Origin of the sequence: Sorangium sp. So ce1335, from assembly GCF_051521615.1 — a bacterium.
Taxonomy (GTDB): Bacteria; Myxococcota_A; Polyangia; order Polyangiales; family Polyangiaceae; genus Sorangium.
Genome location: NZ_CP150363.1, coordinates 7199417 through 7216613 on the forward strand (window position 1 = coordinate 7199417; position 17197 = coordinate 7216613).

Sequence of the window (17197 nt, forward strand, 5' to 3'; positions counted from 1 at the left end):
CCCATGCCCGACGCCGGCGAAAGGAACCACCCCGATCAGCAGCCCGGCGATGAACCCTCCCTGGGCCTGCACATAGGGGATCTGCGACCGGCCATCATATCAATCCGCCTGCGCGTCGTCAGCGCGCCGGTGGATCTATTCTTGTTCTGGTCCACGCGAGCCCCACTGAGCTGCGCTCGGCCTCCCAGTTGTCTGGCAGATTGAGCACGTCGCACAATGAAGGATCAGCCTCGAGAATATGGTTCATCCCGATCACCCTGGGAATCGCATCGGAGCCATGAGAATCGCCACACAAGAACTGCCAGGAGCCATCTTCGTGTGCTACCAGCAATACAGGACGGCTCCCCTCGAAGACGTGTTCACAAACGTATGCTGCAAGTTCGCGCTCGGTCATCGGCTTCTCCACTCCTCAGGGGTCTGTGCTCCCTTCGATCGGTTGCAAGTACGGCATGTCGGGTCCAGGTTCTTGTCAGCGGTTGAACCACCACGCGAATACGGAATGCGATGATCTGCCTCGTAAGTGTTGGGTTTCCCAGGATTTGTCGTTAGCTCAGTGCCGCAGTGTTCGCACCGCGGCACACCGTCCGCGTCCCGCGCACGTTCAAGACCTCGTTCGCGCTGTTCGGGTGAGAACCTCCGCGGTCCTCGCTCCCTTGCTGTGGGTGCCGTTGCCTGCGGGCCCTTGCTCCCCGACCCTTGCGACATCATCGCCTGCGACAGGCCCTGGATCCCCGCCGCGATGTTCCCGATCCCACCGACGACGAGCCCGGTCGACACGGCGATCGCAGGCACGCCGATCGCCGCGCCGATTCCGGTGGCGCTCGTGATGCCCCCGAAGACCTCCCCCGTCAAGCCCCCGATGGTGAGGGCCAGCCCACCCACGATCTGCCCGATGGCCAGGCCCATCCTCGCCTCTGGCGTCCCATGGGCCAGCACGCCCGCGGCGTCCAGCAGCCCGTGTCCCACGCCGGCGAAAGGGACCGCCCCGAGCAAGAGCCCGGCGACGAACCCTCCCTCGAGCTGGACATAAGGGTTCTGCGACCAGTCGATCGGCGCCGTGGTCATCGGCTGCGGCACATGCCCGGACGCGCTCCCGGTCGTGCTGACGTCGACCGGCGCCGCCGCCGCGCCGACCTCCGCCGCTTCGCGCGGACCCTCTACCTCCTTGAAGAATGGATGGTTGCACTCGAGCCCGCCGCAACTCAGGGTGCGCCGCACCTCCGGATCGTCGTGGAACTCCGGATCGACGAAGACCTTCTGCTCTTCCGGCTCGAACCCGCTCGGATCCACGAAGCTCAGCGGGCTGTTGAGCACGTAGCTGTAGGGATTCCAGCTCTGCCCGAAGAACGGGAAGGACACGAACGGGTCGGTGGTCAAGAACCGCCCGATCCTTGGGTCGTACATCCTGCCTTTCATGTTCACGAGCCCGAGCTCGTCGTCGCTCTCGTGCCCGGTGAACCCCTGCGTCGTCTTGCTGGTGAACGACGCCGGCGCGGGCTCTCCCCACACGGGATTTGTCCGCTGCCCGAACGGATCGTAGCTCCGCCGTTCGATCACGGTGCCGTCCTCGTCGGTGAGCGCGTCGACCGAGCCGAGGTGATCGACGTGCACATAGCGCGTGCCGTCGGCCGAGCCTCCCCGGGTGACAATCGCCACGACCCGCTCCGGCGAGTGGACGTGATACCGATGCTCCACGTCGCCCGATGCCGCATCGGTGACCCGCTCGTACAGGTCGCCGAAGTAGAGCGTCTCCTCCTCGGGTGTCGTCTTGCGGATCCGCTGCTGGTCGCCGTCGTAGGCGAACGTGACGGTGCTCGCGCCCTGCGTGATGCGCTCCGGCAGGTCGAACGGCGTATAGCGCACGGTCGCGCCGCCGGGGCGCGCGATCTGGTTGCCCACGGCGTCGTAAGCGAAGCTCCCCGTGCCCGCGCCGGTGACCGCGTGCGGGTGCAGCGGGTCATCGTAGGACAGCGTACCGACGTCCGACTTGAAGGTGAGGTTACCGTTCGGCGCGTGGTCGTAGCGGACCGCGCAGGGCGCCGCGGCGCTCTCGACCTCGCTGAAATACGCGCACGTCAGCCGCTGGAGCGGATCGTACCGGAAGCGCTCCGTCGTGTTACGGGCCTGAAGCGCATCGGTGCGGCGTGTGAGATTCAGGAGGTCATCGTACCCGTAGTCCAGGTCCTGCACCTCGGCCGCCCCGCTCTGCGTCACCACGTGGCCGAGGCGCTGCTTGTCGGCGTGGTAGCCCCGTGTCGTGACCGCGCCGTTGCCGAACATCTCCTCTCGAAAGCGCCCCGCGTCGTCGACGTCCGTCAAGCGCCAGTACGCGGCCTTCGTCCGGCTGTCGCGCACGGCGAGCACATGGCCGTGCGCGTCGTGGTCGTGGGCCACGACGAACGACGCCGCGCCGGCCGGCGTCGGGTACGTGACAGCATCGATACGGCCGAGATCGTCGTAGCCCAGCCTGGCTTGCAGGGGAGCGCCCTCGCCGTCGATGCGGAGCGTGACCGTCTCGAGCTGGCCGAGGCGGGTGTACCCGTACGTCTTCTCGCCGTCGGGGCTCGCGAGCGCGTGAAGCTCGCCAATCCCGTGCGCCGCCGTGTCCCACGTCCACTTCGTCGCCCGACGCTCGGCGCCGTGCCGGTCCATGCGCGTGTCGGGCCGGCCGAGCGCGTCGTACTCCCACGTGGTCTCGCGCCCGAGCGCATCGGTCGACGACATCAGCTCGCCGAATCCGTCGTGGATCGAGCGCGTCGTGCCCCGATCGGGGTCGTCGAGCTGCCGGACGCGGCCGAAGGCGTCGCGCGTCATGCGCGTCACCGCGCCGCCGGGATCGGTGACCGTCTGCAGCAGGCCGAACGGGCCGTAACTGTAGCGGGTGATCCCGTCGGCTGCGTCGGTGATGGCCTTGGTCCGCCCCAGCGGATCCTGCTCGGTCACGGTCACGTGGTCGAGCGCGTCGGTGACGCGCACGAGCAGGCCGTCGTACTCGGTCGTCGTGACCGCGTTCCACGGCGTCGTGGTGCGCACTTCGCGGCCCACGGCGTCGTGCTCGTAGCGCTCGTACAGCCGCTCGCGGTCGGGCGTGTCTTCGCTGACCGGCACCGAGCGCCGCGTGATGTGCTCGCCCAGCACATCATACGCGACCTCCTGCGCGATGCGCTTCGCACGGCCCGAGCCCTGCGCCGCTTCGGGGTCGGGCCCGTACCACCACCACCGGATCGGGCGGCCGAGGCTGTCGAATTCGACCGTATCGTCGGCGCCGCCGGTCGTGGTGCTCCGCTCCATCACGCGCCAGGCGTCCTGCCTCGGGCCGCCGTCCTTGGTGCGCGACAGTGCGACCGTCGTCGCTGTGCCGTCCGGGCGCCTCTCGACGCCGAGGCGACCGAAGCCGTCGTATTGCCACGTCGTGACGCGCTGATTCGGGTCGACCCGTTTGAGGAGCACGCCCAGCGCGTCGTCGTACGCCACGATCGTCGTGTGCCCGGCCGCGTTCACGTGCTTCTCGGGGAACATGCCCTCGTCGTCGAGCTCCGTGCTGGATGTTCGCCGGTGGCCGAAGGCGTCCTCCGCCGTGACGGCGGTGATGTTGCCGAAGTCGTCGCGCGTGTAGGTGACCTTCAGCTTCGTATCCGGCAGGCCGTCGTCGCTCTCCGTGGACTCGGTGTCGACCTCGCCGTGGATCGTCGTGGTTCGCGTGAGGGTCCGGCACTGCGATGTCCCGGCCGCCGCGCTGCACTCCTCCTGCGTCTCGAGCTGGCCGAGAATCCAGCGCTCGGTGTCGTTCTTGAACGTCCGCGTGACGTTGAACGTGAGGTCGACGCCGCCCGTCGAGATCTCCTCGGCGCGCACATTGCCGTACGCGTCGAAGTCCGTCACCTTCGACACCGAGTCCTGCAGCAGCGTCGCGCCGCCGCCTCCTCCCTCAACCTGCCGCACGTACGTCTCGATCGCGGGCGGCTCGCCGCTCGGGGGCGGATAGATCCCTTGCGCTCGCCTCAGACGGCGCTCGGTCGGCAGCGTGAAGTACGTCGCTCCGTCGTTCGTCGGGACGAGCGTCCGCGTCACATCGACGAACGCGATCTCGATCTGCTCCGGCCTGGGCTGGCTGGGCAGGCCCGGAGCCCAGCGCCACGTCCGTGCGACGCGCCCTGCGAAGGGGAAGACCTGGAGCTCGTCGTCGTACGCGACGTTGTCGTAGACCTCGAGCGCCGCGGCGCCCGTGTCGAGATCGGTGACGATCCGCTCTCCGAACCCGAGCAACCCTCTGCCCAGTCTGTGGTAGCGCCCGTCGCGGTAGCCGACCTCGAAGCGCCGCGGTCGATCCGCGCCGTTGTTGAGCGCGTACGCGCTCACCACCCGCCGAGGTCCCACGACACAGCGGCGCGGATAGGCGCAGTCGTCCGCCGCGCCGGAGCGCGCGAGGTAGAGCGGGCGCTCCCGCGCCGGGTCCTCCGCGCTGTCGTCCTCCCCCGCCGCCACCGGCGCGTCGGTCAGGTGCCCGTACGAGATGCTCACGTTGGGCACGAAGGCCGGCTCGTTCGGCTCGTGGCCGTTCATGCCATCGGAGATCGCGACCAGCAGGTCCTGATCGGCCGACAGGCTCTGCAGGATGGTGAACACGCCGTCGAGCGTCAGGATCACGTCCTGGGCCCCGTCCCCGTTCACGTCGCCGGTGCGCGGCCCGCGCGGATCGGCGAGGGTGACCGCATCGCCGAGGCTGGCCTCGAACCGCACCTGCGGGTTGACGAGCGTGAACGGCGGCCCATCGCGATCGCCGGTGGCCAGCAGGATGGCCCACGACGGCAGCGCATCCGAGCCGCCCAGCAGCATGCCCGGAGGGACGGGCATGAGGAGATCCTGCCGCCCGTCACCGTTGAAGTCGAGCGGCACGGCGAGCCGGAAAAACGCGTCCTGATCCGGGGAACCCAGCAGATCGCCGAAGCTGAACGCGTCGACGGTACGGAACGGCGAGGCCACGAAGGTCGGCCCTGTGTTGAAGTAGGTTGTGAGCTGGTGGTGGCCGGAGCCGGATTCGACGGCATCGGGCAGGCCGTCGCCGTTCACGTCGAGAAAGACGACGCGGCCGCCGGATCCCACGACAGGGAGCTCGGTGTCGAGCACCTCCCAGCGCCCATCGCCCCGGCGCATGATCGCGTCGTAACTCGCTCCGACGACGACCGTCCCGTCGCCGGACCGCCGCAACGACGGCACGATCAGATCGATCTTGCTGTCGGCGTCGAGGTCGAGCGTGTGGAGCTCCGTATTGCAGGGATAGCCGGTCAGCAGCTCGACCGATTCGCCCGTGGCTTCGAATCCCGCGGGGGTCGCGCCGCGCGCGGGCCGCCAGAGATGCACGATCCACACGGCAGAGAGCGGCAGCGGCGCCTGGCCCTCGCGGGCGTGGTCCTCGCACTGGATCAGATCCGGCATGCCGTCGCCGTCCAGATCGGCAAGGTGCATCGACGCGCCGGGGCTGCTCAAGCTGGGCGGCGCGGGCGTGCTCTTCAGCGGGAAGGGCCTTCGGATGCCCGTGTCCTGGAGCGCGAAGGTCCAGTCCGGCCGGGACAGGAGCACATGCCATGTGACCTCGGCACCATAGACGTCGTGGAGAAGGACATCCATTCGCCCATCGTCGTCGTAGTCCAGGACCGTCCCGAGCTCGGGCTGAAGAAGGGCCGGATCGGAGGGCCCGCTCGGGTCGGCGACCGTGGGCCATTCCTCGAGGAACGCGAGGTTGGCCGGTGCGAGGAGGGACGGCGGGGCGCGGGGCCCGAGGTTTCGCGCCACCCACCACGCGGTGATCGGGTTGCTCGCTGTGCTGAGCGCCGCGTCCATGTCCGGAATCACGAGGTCGTCGCGCCCATCGCCGTCGACGTCGAACACCATCGGGCTCGCCCTCTCGGAGACCGGCTCGTCGATGCCCGTCGTGATCCGCTTGAACCCGGGCGTGGCGCGGTTGTAGCGAAACCGCGTGGCGGGCTTGCAAACCCCGTCGCTCGCACACTCCTCGACCTGCGTCAGGAGCGTGCGGTGCGTCGCCGGGCTGAGCTCGTAGCCGAACCCGTAGCGCCGGACCAGGGTATCGCCCGGGCCGAGCATCTGGATCTCCTCCAGGCGAAGCGAGCGCTGGAGCGCCATGCCGCCCGAGTAGCCGGTACGAATCGCGGCCGGATCCTTCGTCCCATACAGGAAGCGCACCGCCCGCGAAGGAGCGAGCGACGGCGCCCCCTCGAAGCCCGTATAGCGGATCTCGTCCACCGCATACTCGGCGGCATGGCCGTCCTCTGCCTCGGCGACGCAGTACGCGTACGTCATCGCGTTGCCGCGCCCGTCGCGGGCCTTGTTCGCGAGCCACGCGCGCGGGACACCGCCCCGCGCGAGCGGCTTGCTGCCCTCGGTGCGCCCGTACTCGACGACGCGGCCGTCGGGCAGGTGCGCCTCGAAGAAGAGCGCCTCGGCGGGCGCAGCCCCTTCCGGAGGGTAGCGCCCGACCACCTTGACGAAGGTATCCGGGAACGTCCGGTATTCGATGGTCCCCGGTCCCTCCTGGACGGGCGCGAGGCGCTGGCCGTCGAGGCAGAGCGCGTCGTCGCCGTCGTACCGTACGCCGCGGATCTCCCCGTCCTGCGCGAGGTTCTTGGGACATCGCGTGATCGCGGAGAGCCCTGCGATGGAGAAGCCGGCGCCGAGCACGCCGTCGCCCGCATCGCTGCGATAGACGAGCTGGAGCCTTGGTCCCATGCCCGCGCGGGAGGGCACGGTGGTCAAATCCATCGTATACACGGCCTCCCCCGTGCTCGAGATGGTGAACGTCCCCGGAATGCTGCCGGCGGCGACGGTCTCGACTCCCGGCGCGGGGCGGGCCGTTGCGGGGCCGTGTGTGCGCTGGGTCCGGCAGGCGACGAGGCCCTGAGGCGGCTCCAGGGGCGGGCCGCCGAAGAGGCACTGGCATCCCCCCTGCGCGAGCACGCAAGCGAGAAACATCAAGAGCGGGATTGTCGCCCGGAGAACGCGTCGCAGAACGAGCTCCATCGCAGCCTCCCTCGCGCCGAGGAGGCCATGGCGCGGCAGCCCGAGTCAACCGCTGTTCCGGAGTCGGTCCCCGTTGCTCATGCTGAGCTCAAGGCATTCGTCAGGGCATCTGCGCCCGGCCCAGCGTGTCTTCATCGGGCCGAGCGGGCCCCTGTCAGAGCGCAACGGAGCGAAGAATCTTCGAGATCAGCTGCGCCGCGCTGGCATCCATCGGACTGAGCTGTGCATCAGGGTGGCTCAGCCCGGCCGACGGCGCGGCCCCGGCCCCTCAGTGCGGGCTCTCCCCCGCGGGCGCATACCCGAGCTTCCTGATCCCGAGCGCCTTCAGCTTGTGCACCAGCGTCCGCAGCGGGATCCCCAGCGCCCGCGCCGCCTCCGTCTGGTTCCACCCCGTCTTGCGCAGCGCCCCGACGATGACCTCGGCCTCGTACCGCAGGAGCCGCGCCTTGAGGCCGTCCACGCCGTCCGACATCTCGGCGCCCAGCTCCTCGCCGCCCAGCGCAGGCTCGTCCCCGGAGGGCGCCTGCGCCCCCTGCGCCGCGCGCGCGGCCTCGTCCCCGGAAGGTGCCCGCGCCGCCGGCACCGCCGGCATCACCTGCGCCGCCGGCACCACCTGCGCCGCCGGCGCCGCCGGCGCCGCCGGCACCACCTGCGCCGCGCGCACGCGCTCGGGCAGGTCGTGCTCGCAGATCCACTCGCCCTCGGCGATGACGACGGCGCGCTCGATCGCGTTGCGCAGCTCCCGCGCGTTCCCGGGCCACGTGTAGCTCCTGAGCAGCGCCAGCGCCCCGGGCGCGACGCCGCGGATCGCCGTGCCGTTCGCGTCGTTGGCCTGGCGCAAGAACCGCAGCGCGAGCGCCTCGATCTCCTCGGTGCGCGCCCGGAGCGGCGGGAGCGTCAGCGTGATCGTGTTCATCCGGTAGAGCAGATCGAGGCGAAAACCACCGCTCGCGCACATCGCCTCGAGATCGCGGTGCGTCGCCGCGACGACGCGCACGTCGACCTCGATCTCCCGGCACGAGCCCACGCGCGTCACGCGCCGCGTCTCCAGCGCGCGCAGGAGCGCCGCCTGCGCCGGCGGCGGCAGCTCGCCCACCTCGTCGAGGAAGACCGTCCCCCCGTCGGCCTCCTCGAACACGCCCTTCTGCTGCTGGCTCGCGCCGGTGAACGCGCCGCGCTCGTGGCCGAACAGCGTGCTCTCGACGAGCTGCTCGGGGATCGCCCCGCAGTTGACCGTCACCATCCTCCGCGCGCTGCGGGGCCCCTGCTTGTGGATCGCCTGCGCGACGACCTCCTTCCCCGTCCCCGTCTCGCCCAGCAAGAGCACGGGGACGGTCGACCGCGAGATCCGGGCGACGACCTCGAAGAGGCGGCGCATCGCGGGGCTCTCGGCGACGATCTCGTCCGCCGGCTCGCCGCCCCCGGCGGCGCCGCTGTACGTGCAGGCCCCGGCCTGCGCGGCCTGCACCGGCCGATCGCTCGTCAGGCCCCGCGTCGTCCGGAAGCAGAGCTCGAGGAGCTTCTCCGCCGAGGTCGCCGCGTCCGGGAAGGAGGCGATGCCGGCGAGCAGCGACGGCCCGCCCGACGCGGCGGGCGCCGTGAGCGCGCGGGCGAGCGCCATCGTCGACTCGGGGCGCGCCTCGGGCAGCAGGATCGCGAGCGTGTCGGGGCTGTAGAGCCCGATCCGATCGACCGGCCGCAAGAGCGCCCTGACGCGGGGAAAGAACCGGCTCACGTGCGTCCCGGCGGCGCGCTCGGCGCGGACCATCACGACGCCGAAGGTGCGGCCGAAGTGCCGGGCGCGGATCACCTCGTCCTCCAGGACGACGCGGAACCGCTCGTGGCTCAGGAGGACGGCCGGCACCCCCTCCTCCGACGAGCACGCGCGGACGGAGACGAGCAGGTTGCCCAGCATGATGTCATCGCCGGGCCTCACCTCGGCGCGGGCGACCCGCGAGCCGCTCACCCAGGTGCCGTTCGTCGATTGCAGATCTTCGACCGTGAGCAGGCCGTCCGACAGCGTGAAGCGGGCGTGCTCGCGCGACAGGCTGCTGTCCTGAATGCGCACCTGCGACGGCGGCGCGCGGCCGACGACGACAGGCACGCCCGGCATCAGGAGGACGCGCTCCACCCCCTCACGGTGGTAAATCTGGAGTGTGACCTGGCCTCCCGCCGGCTGAGGCCGCCAGATCGCATCGATGAAGCTGTCGCCCACGAGCGCTGTCGTCGTCTCGGTGATGCCTTCACGGGGCAAATCCATGTCCCCTCCCCCGGCGCGATCGTGGCACACGAGGGGCCGCGGTCCAAGGCACGTCCGGGAGCGCGCCGCAGAAGTCGTGATGGCAGGGCTCTCCGGCCCGCTCGCGCAGTTAGGCCTCCCCTGAACGTCAATCGAGCGGGAGCTCGACGGTGAATGTCGCGCCGCGGCCCGGCGCGCTCTCCACGCCGATGGAGCCGCCGTGGGCGCGCACGATCTCGCGCGCGAGGTAGAGCCCGAGCCCGAGGCCGCCGTAGTGGTCCACGTCGCCCACGCGCTCGAAGCAGGCGAAGATGCGCTCCTGGTCCTCCTCCGCGATGCCCTTGCCGTGGTCGAGGACGACGAGCCGCGCGCCGCCGGGACAGGGCTCCACCTGGAGGACGATCTGCCGGCCCTCGCCGAACACGATGGCGTTCTTGACCAGGTGGAACACGAGGCGGCCTATCTGCTCGCGATCCCAGCGGCCGACCACGCCCTCCTGCGCGTCGACGAGGATGGCCGACGACGGGGAGCGGAGCTCCACCGCGAGCCCGGCGATCACCTCCCAGACGAGCGCCCCGAGATCGACGCTCTGGCGCTCGGGCGCGAGCTGGCCCGCCCGGAGCCTGATCGCCTGGAGCATGTCGTCGCAGAGCCGGGTGAGCCGGTTGACCTGCCGGCCCACGACGTCGAGCGAGGCGAGCCACGCCGACGACTCCTCCGCCTGCCGCTCGCTCATCCGCTTCATCCGCTGCACCTGCAGCCGGAGCGCGGTCAGCGGGGTGATGAGCTCGTGCGACGCGAGCGCGAGGAATTCGTCCCGGAGACCGGTCCCTCCGTCGTGCTCCGGAGCGCAAGGAGAGCGTCGTGCGTCGCGCGTTCCAGCGAGCTGAGCGTTCGAGGCGGACATGTTCGGGATCCCCCCAGGAGAATGGATGGCTGTTCGCGCCACCCCAAAGCATCGGCGGTGCCACGGTCCTGCGAGCGCGCCGCGGCGCGATTCACCACCTGGGGGCCGCGCCGCGCGCGGGCTGCCGAGCGCGGGAGCGAGCTCCCGCGCGACGCGCGTTTGCTCAGGAACGCAATCGCGCAAGGCGCGCCTGCGGCGGGCGGCACAGCCTCGCTCGGGCGCTCGCCCGAGGAGCCGCCCCGCGGCGAGGCGAGCGGCCCGGCCGACGTGCGCTCGCGGCGCGCCTGCGCCGGACGAGGCGCGGGAGGCACTTTATGAAGTAAGCGGCAGCGAGATCGGCTGCCGGAGCATCCGACCAGCCAGCTGGTCGACCTCTCCAGGCACGGGCGCTGGACGAGCTCGACAGCCGTCCTCGCCGCGGTGCTCTCATGGTCCGGGCCTCTCGCCCGGAGCGTCGCGGGAGGGCGGCCGCGATTGGAGGGGTTGCGATGAACCGGCAGACACTCGCTCCAGGGATGGTGTTTCAGAGCGGCGATGAGCTCCTCTCCTCGTTCCGGGAGGGCAGCCGGCCGACCCACGCGGTGCCGGTGCCCTCGGAGGTGCCGAGATGAGCGCGCGACGAGGTGCCGAGATGAACGCGAGAGGAGGCGCCAGCACGAGCACGGAGCGAGGCGCCGACATGAACATGGAGCGGGGCGCCGGGGTGAGCGACGCGCGGGAGGAGAGCCAGGGCTTCGGGCCTCCGGCGCGGCCGCCGGAGAGGTCCTCGGAGGGCGCGCTCCCCGAGGAGGTGGAGACGCCGGAGCTGCGAGGGCCATGGCCCTCCCCGGAGGAGGAGCCGACGACGCCGGCAGAGCCCATCGCGGGCTACGCGGTCCCGGACGTCGGCGACTGCATCAAGCACTACGAGATCATCCGCAAGCTGGGCCAGGGCGGCATGGGCATCGTGTTCCTGGCCCGCGACACGCGGCTCGGGCGCCTCGTCGCCATCAAGCTGCTCCGCGAGCACAGCGGGCAGGGCATCGGCCGCTTCCTGGCCGAGGCGCGGGCGACGGCGCGCTGCAGGCACGAGAACATCGTCGTCATCCACGAGGTCGACCAGCTCCACGGCCACCCCTACCTCGTCCTCGAGTACGTCAAGGGCCGCACGCTGCGCGAGTGGATGGCCCAGCGCGAGCACCCCAGCACGCCCGGGGCGACGCCGGCGGTGCAGACGCCGCCCGGCCCCGTGTCGCCGAGCCTCGCCGTCGAGCTCATGATCCCCGTCGTCCGCGCGCTGACCTGCGCGCACGATCTCGGGATCGTTCACCGCGATCTCAAGCCGGAGAACATCCTCCTCGACGACACCGGGTGCATCAAGGTGCTCGACTTCGGCATCGCCAAGCAGGTCGAGGCCGACGTGATCTCGATGTTCACGGGGGTGCGGATGGTGCTCGTCGCCGGCGCCCAGCAGAGCGGGCAGAGCGCGATCCTCGGCACGCCGCGGTACATGTCGCCCGAGCAGCTGCGGGGCTGGGACATCGACGCGCGCACCGACCTCTGGGCGGTGGGCATCATGCTCCACGAGCTCGTCACGGGGGCGCACCCGCTCGACCCGTTCTCGGCCGGGCGGCTCGTGGAGATCATGAACCTCGACATCCCCATGCCCTCGGCCAGCGAGCGGCGCCCGGACGTCGGCGCGCTCGACGCCCTCATCGACCGCTGCCTGAGGAAGCGCAATTCCGAGCGCATCGGCTCGGCCAGGGAGCTGCTCGCCGAGCTCGAGGCGCTCGTCCCCGGCCGCAAGACGCTCGATCTCGGCGAGGACGAGAACCCGTTCGCCGGGCTCTCCGCCTTCCAGGAGGCGGACGCCCCGCGCTTCTTCGGCCGGGAGCGCGAGGTCGCCGCCCTGGCGACGCGGCTGCGCAACCAGCAGCTCGTGGCCGTCGCCGGCCCCTCCGGGGCGGGCAAGTCGTCGTTCGTGCGCGCCGGCCTCATCCCGGTGCTCAAGCGCTCGGGCAACCGCTGGGAGGCGTTCATCCTGCGCCCGGGCCCCCGCCCGCTGTCCGCGCTCGTCGACGTGCTGGAGCAGGTCGCCGAGGCGGAGCACACCGGCGGGCCGGGCTCGACCGAGATCCGCGACCACGACGAGCTCGTCGCCATGCTGCGCGCCCAGCCGGGCTACCTGGGCGCCCGGCTGCGGGCGCGCTGCCGCCGCGAGGGCAAGCGGCACCGCATCCTGCTCTTCGTCGATCAGTTCGAGGAGCTCTACACGCTCGGCGCCCCGCCCGAGGAGCGGGCGGCGTTCGTCGCCTGCCTGCAGGGCGCGGCCGACGACGCCTCGTCGACCCTGCGCGCCGTGCTCGCCATCCGCTCGGACTTCCTCGACTGCATCGCCGACGACCACCACTTCGTGACCGAGGTGACCCGCGGGCTCACGTTCCTGCCGCCGATGGGGCGCGACGGCCTCCGCGACGCGCTGATGCGGCCGATCGAGGCGGCCGGCCACCGGTTCGAGAGCGCGGCGACGATCGAGCACATGCTCGACACACTCGAGAGCACGCGGAGCCCCCTGCCGCTCCTTCAATTCACGGCCGCGAAGCTGTGGGAGGCGCGGGATCGCGAGCGCCGGGTCCTGACGCGGCACAGCTACGAGCAGCTCGGCGGCGTGGCCGGCGCCCTGTCCGCCCACGCGGACGCGGTGCTCTCGGCGCTGCCGCCCGGCGAGCAGCGGCTCGCCCGGGCCGTGCTCCTGCGCCTCGTGACGCCCGAGCGCACGCGTGCGGTCGTGCGCATGGACGAGCTCCGCGAGCTCGCGCGGGACGGGCGGGGCGAGGCCGGCCAGGCGATCGCGCAGGTGGTCCAGCACCTCGCCGGCGCCCGGCTCCTGCTCATCGAGACGGGCGCCGAGCGCGAGGGCCCGACCGTGGAGCTCGTGCACGAGTCGCTGATCGATCGGTGGACGAAGCTCGGGCAGTGGCTCGCCGAGAGCGAGCAGGACGCGGAGTTCCTGGCCCGGCTCCGCGCCGCGGCCGAGCCGTGGGAGGCGAGCGGGCGGGCCGAGGGGCTGCTCTGGCGCGACCGCGCGGCGGAGGACGCCCGCACCTGGTACAGGCGCCGCCGCGAGGAGCACGGCGACGAGTGGCGCGCCGGGCTCGGCGGCCGCGAGGAGCGCTACCTGCTCGCCGTGGTGGCCCACTGCGAGCGGGCGCGCCGCCTGCGCCGGCGGCTCACGACGGGGGTGATCGCCGCGCTCACCGCGTTCGCCGTCATGGTGTCGTACCTGGCCGTCCGCGCCGACCAGCAGGCGACGCGCGCCGACCGGGAGGCGCTGCGCGCGCGCAACGCGACGCGCGTCGCAGCGGCGCGCGAGCTCCAGGCCGATCCGACGAGCGTGATCGCGCTCCTGCGCGAGGTCGAGCCGCCCGACGAGCCGCGCGGGTGGGCCGTGCTCGCGCGCTGGGCGCTGTTCAGCAGGATCTCGCGCGCGGTGCTCATCCACGCGGACGGCGTGCTGGACGCGGCCTTCAGCCCTGACGGCAGGCGCATCGTCACCGCGTCCTCCGACAAGGCCGTGCGGGTGTGGAACGCCGACGGCACAGGCGAGCCCCTCGTCCTCCGCGGCCACACCGATCAGGTCAACGCGGCGGCGTTCCTCCCGGGCGGCGAGCGCATCGTCACCGCGTCGTCCGACAGGACGGCGCGCGTGTGGAGCGCCCGCGGCACAGGCGAGCCCCTCGTCCTCCGCGGGCACGAGGACTGGGTCCACGAGGCGGCGCCCAGCCCCGACGGCGAGCGCATCGTCACCGCGTCGTCCGACAGGACGGCGCGCGTGTGGCGCGCCGACGGCACGGGCGAGCCCCTCGTCCTCCGCGGCCACACGGATCAGGTCTACGCGGCGGCGTTCAGCCCCGACGGCAAGCGCGTCGTCACGGGATCGCAGGACAGGACGGCGCGCGTGTGGAACGCCGACGGCACCGGCGAGCCCCTCGTCCTCCGCGGCCACGACGATCGCGTCTACGCGGTGGCGTTCAGCCCCGATGGCAAGCGCATCGTCACGGCGTCCTGGGACAGGACGGCGCGCGTGTGGAACGCCGACGGCACCGGCGAGCCCCTCGTCCTCCACGGCCACACGGATCGCATCTACGGCGTGGCGTTCAGCCCCGATGGCCAGCGCATCGCCACCGCGTCGCAGGACGAGACGGCGCGGCTGTGGAACGCCGACGGCACCGGCGAGGCCTTCGTCCTCCGCGGCCACGACGACCAGATCTATTCCGTGGCGTTCAGCCCCGATGGTACGCGCGTCGTCACCGCGTCTCACGACAGGACCGCGCGGGTGTGGGACGCCGACGGCGCCGGCGAGCCCCTGGCCCTCCGCGGCCACACGGATCGCGTCTACGGGGTGGCGTTCGGCCCCGACGGCCGGCGCGTCGCCTCCGCGTCGCTCGACCGGACAGCGCGGGTGTGGGACGCCGACGGGGCCAGCGAGCCCCTCGTCTTTCGTGGCCACGACGACGATGTCAACGCGGTGGCGTTCAGCCCCGATGGCGGGCGCATCGTCACCGGGTCGGCCGACAAGACAGCGCGGGTGTGGAGCGCCGACGGCGCCGGCGAGCCCCTCGTCCTCCGCGGTCACGGCGATCAGGTCTACTCGGCGGTGTTCAGCCCCGATGGCAAGCGCGTCGCCACCGGGTCATGGGACCGCACCGTGCGGGTGTGGAACGCCGACGGCACCGGCGAGCCCCTCGTCCTCCGCGGTCACGCGGATCGGATCTACTCGGTGGCGTTCAGCCCCGATGGCAAGCGCATCGTCTCCGGGTCGTCGGACAACACGGTCCGGGTGTGGAGCGCCGACGGCAAGGGCGAGCCCCTCGTCCTCCGCGGTCACGACGCCGGGATCTACGCGGTGGCGTTCAGCCCTGACGGCCAGCGCATCGCCGCCGCGTCGCTCGACCGGACCGCGCTCGTGTGGCGCGCCGACGGCACGGGCGAGCCGCTGGTGCTTCGCGGTCACGAGCACTGGGTGCTGGGGGTGGCGTTCAGCCCCGACGGGCGGCGCATCGCCACCGGGTCACAGGACGCCACGGTGCGGGTGTGGAACGTCGACGTCGCGGGCGAGCCGCTGGTCCTCCGCGCCTCCGATTCGCCGATCAACGCCGTGGCGTTCAGCCCGGATGGCCAGCGCATCGTCACCGCGGCGGACGACGCGGTGGTGCGGGTGTGGACCGATCTCGACGAGCTCCGCGACGTCGACGACCCGAAGCTGTGGGCGGCGACGACCTACTGCATGCCGGTGGAGCGGCGGGTGGAGCTCCTGCGCGTGAGCGAGGCCGCCGCCCGGGCCGGCCGGGAGGCCTGCGCGCGCCACGTCGAGGCGGCGCGCGCGGCCGCCGCGGGGCGGCTGGAGAAGTAGCCTGTGCGTGAGAGATCGCGCGAGGAAACCCGCAGCGCCGCGACGGCACCGGCCTGACGTCGCCCAGCCGCGCGCCGGTGGAAGCGCCTGTGCGATCAAGGCGCCGACGGCATCGTGACCATCGTCTACTCGGTCGTGAACCGGAACACGACCATTTGCGCGTAACGCTGGCCGGGCCTGAGGAGGACCTCGTCCCTCCAGGCCGGGACGTTGATCGAGTTCGGGAACCTCTGCGGCTCGAGGCAGAAGCCGCTGTACTGGTTGTAGACGGCGCCGCCCTTGCCTTTGATCGACCCGTCGAGGAAGTTACCGGTGTAGAACTGGACTCCAGGTTGATCGGCCTCGACCGTCAGCACGCGACCGGTCTTCGGATCCTTCGCGCGAGCCACCTCACGGAGCCTGTGCGGGTCGCCGCTGACGACGAAGTTGTGATCGTAGCCGACCGGCTCGCCGCCCGCGGCCTTCAGGTCCTTGCCGATCGACCTGGCCGTGGTGAAATCGAACGGCGTCCCCTTCACCGGCTTGACCTGGCCCGAGGGCACGAGGGTGGCGTCCGGCGGGGTGTAGCTGTCGGCGTGCAGCGTCAGCTCGTGCTCCGTGACGGGGCCCGAGTCGTGCCCACCCAGGTTCCAGTAGGAGTGGTGGGCCATGTTGACGATCGTTGTCTTGTCGGTCGTGGCCGACATCTCGATCTTGACCTCGTTCTTGCTGGTGAGCGTGTAGGTCGTGATCGCCGTGACGGTGCCGGGATATCCCTCTTCCCCGTCCTTTGACACGTACGTGAGCTTGACGGACGGGCCGTCCGGCGTCTCCATCGCCTGCGCGTCCCAGACGACCTTGTCCCAGCCCTTCTTGCCGCCGTGCAAGGCGTGGGCGCCGTTGTTCGCGGCGAGCTTGTAGGTCTTGCCCTCGATCTGGAACTGCGCGTTCTTTATGCGATTGGCGACGCGGCCGACGGTCGACCCGAGATACGGGTTGTTCTTCAAGTACCCGTCGAGGTTGTCGTGGCCGAGGACGACATCCCCGAGCTTTCCTGCCTTGTCGGGGACGTGAAGCTCGGTGAGCGCCGCGCCGTAGGTCATCACCTTGGCGACCATGCCGCTCGCGCTCGTGAGCGTGTAGAGGACGACCTCCTTGCCATCGGCGTTGCCGAACGGCGCCTTGGAGATGGGCGCGGGCTTCGCGTTCGCTGCTTCACCACCAGCCGGTTCGGGGCTGGCCGCGGGGGCCGCTCGAGCGGCGTCCGTCGCGGGGGCCCCCGCCGCCGGTGGCGGCGGTTCTGCTGCAGGGGGCGCGCCGACGGTCTGCGGGCCGCCGCACGCGCCCGCGATCCACGCCGCCATTGTCAACGCTGACCAAGGAATTCCACGAATCGTCGCCATGCTGCTCCCTCCACGAGGATTGCGTCGTCACAAAGGTGAGACGCGACCCACCATCTCCTCGATCTGGGCCATCGGATAGTGTTCGCACATGGCCGGTCCGCTCGACTGGCGAAAGCCCGAGGCGCCAGATCATCCAAACGCGATCCGAGATCCGAGCTCCTCGTGGCGTCCGTCCCAACGGACGACCACGCCGGACGCGTCATTTGACATTGGAAACCTGACGCAATCCACCTCCCTCC

General features: G+C 71.3%; 7 protein-coding genes. 2 read left to right on the forward strand and 5 right to left on the reverse strand.

Translation table 11 applies throughout. The features are described from left to right. Positions 1-118: 118 nt before the first annotated feature. From WMF24_RS26600 to WMF24_RS26615, 4 genes are all read right to left on the reverse strand, one after another. Positions 119-394, reverse strand: a complete 276-nt coding sequence (locus WMF24_RS26600; RefSeq protein WP_437730194.1) for a hypothetical protein — start codon at positions 392-394, stop codon at positions 119-121. Continuing rightward, on the reverse strand, positions 391-7038 hold the full coding sequence (locus WMF24_RS26605) for an RHS repeat-associated core domain-containing protein (protein WP_437730195.1): 6648 nt from the start codon (positions 7036-7038) through the stop codon (positions 391-393). The genes WMF24_RS26600 and WMF24_RS26605 overlap by 4 nt, the downstream gene beginning before the upstream one ends. Before the next feature lie 268 nt (positions 7039-7306). Beyond that, positions 7307-9298, reverse strand: a complete 1992-nt coding sequence (locus tag WMF24_RS26610) for a sigma 54-interacting transcriptional regulator (RefSeq protein WP_437730196.1) — start codon at positions 9296-9298, stop codon at positions 7307-7309. Positions 9299-9425: 127 nt separating this feature from the next. Then, on the reverse strand, positions 9426-10184 hold the full coding sequence (locus WMF24_RS26615) for a sensor histidine kinase (protein ID WP_437730197.1): 759 nt from the start codon (positions 10182-10184) through the stop codon (positions 9426-9428). Between the two features lie 488 nt (positions 10185-10672). On the opposite strand from WMF24_RS26615, the gene WMF24_RS26620 reads away from it, so the two are divergent. Both WMF24_RS26620 and WMF24_RS26625 read left to right on the forward strand, forming a co-directional pair. Then, positions 10673-10795: a hypothetical protein gene (locus tag WMF24_RS26620; protein WP_437730198.1), complete on the forward strand. Its 123-nt coding sequence runs from the start codon at positions 10673-10675 to the stop codon at positions 10793-10795. A gap of 20 nt (positions 10796-10815) precedes the next feature. After that, positions 10816-15576 (forward strand): nSTAND1 domain-containing NTPase, encoded by a 4761-nt coding sequence (locus tag WMF24_RS26625; protein ID WP_437730199.1) that lies wholly within the window; start codon positions 10816-10818, stop codon positions 15574-15576. Between the two features lie 125 nt (positions 15577-15701). Here the strand turns inward: WMF24_RS26625 and WMF24_RS26630 are convergent, their stop codons facing one another. Continuing rightward, entirely contained in the window at positions 15702-16958 is a 1257-nt protein-coding gene (locus WMF24_RS26630) for an aldose epimerase family protein (RefSeq protein ID WP_437730200.1), read from the reverse strand. Positions 16959-17197 lie beyond the last annotated feature (239 nt).

Coding starts and splice junctions, on each gene's coding strand:
- WMF24_RS26600 (WP_437730194.1), bottom strand. CDS start 394: ATGACCGAGCGCGAACTTGCAGCATACGTTTGTGAACACGTCTTCGAG.
- WMF24_RS26605 (WP_437730195.1), bottom strand. CDS start 7,038: ATGGAGCTCGTTCTGCGACGCGTTCTCCGGGCGACAATCCCGCTCTTG.
- WMF24_RS26610 (WP_437730196.1), bottom strand. CDS start 9,298: ATGGATTTGCCCCGTGAAGGCATCACCGAGACGACGACAGCGCTCGTG.
- WMF24_RS26615 (WP_437730197.1), bottom strand. CDS start 10,184: ATGTCCGCCTCGAACGCTCAGCTCGCTGGAACGCGCGACGCACGACGC.
- WMF24_RS26620 (WP_437730198.1), top strand. CDS start 10,673: ATGAACCGGCAGACACTCGCTCCAGGGATGGTGTTTCAGAGCGGCGAT.
- WMF24_RS26625 (WP_437730199.1), top strand. CDS start 10,816: ATGAACGCGAGAGGAGGCGCCAGCACGAGCACGGAGCGAGGCGCCGAC.
- WMF24_RS26630 (WP_437730200.1), bottom strand. CDS start 16,958: ATGGCGACGATTCGTGGAATTCCTTGGTCAGCGTTGACAATGGCGGCG.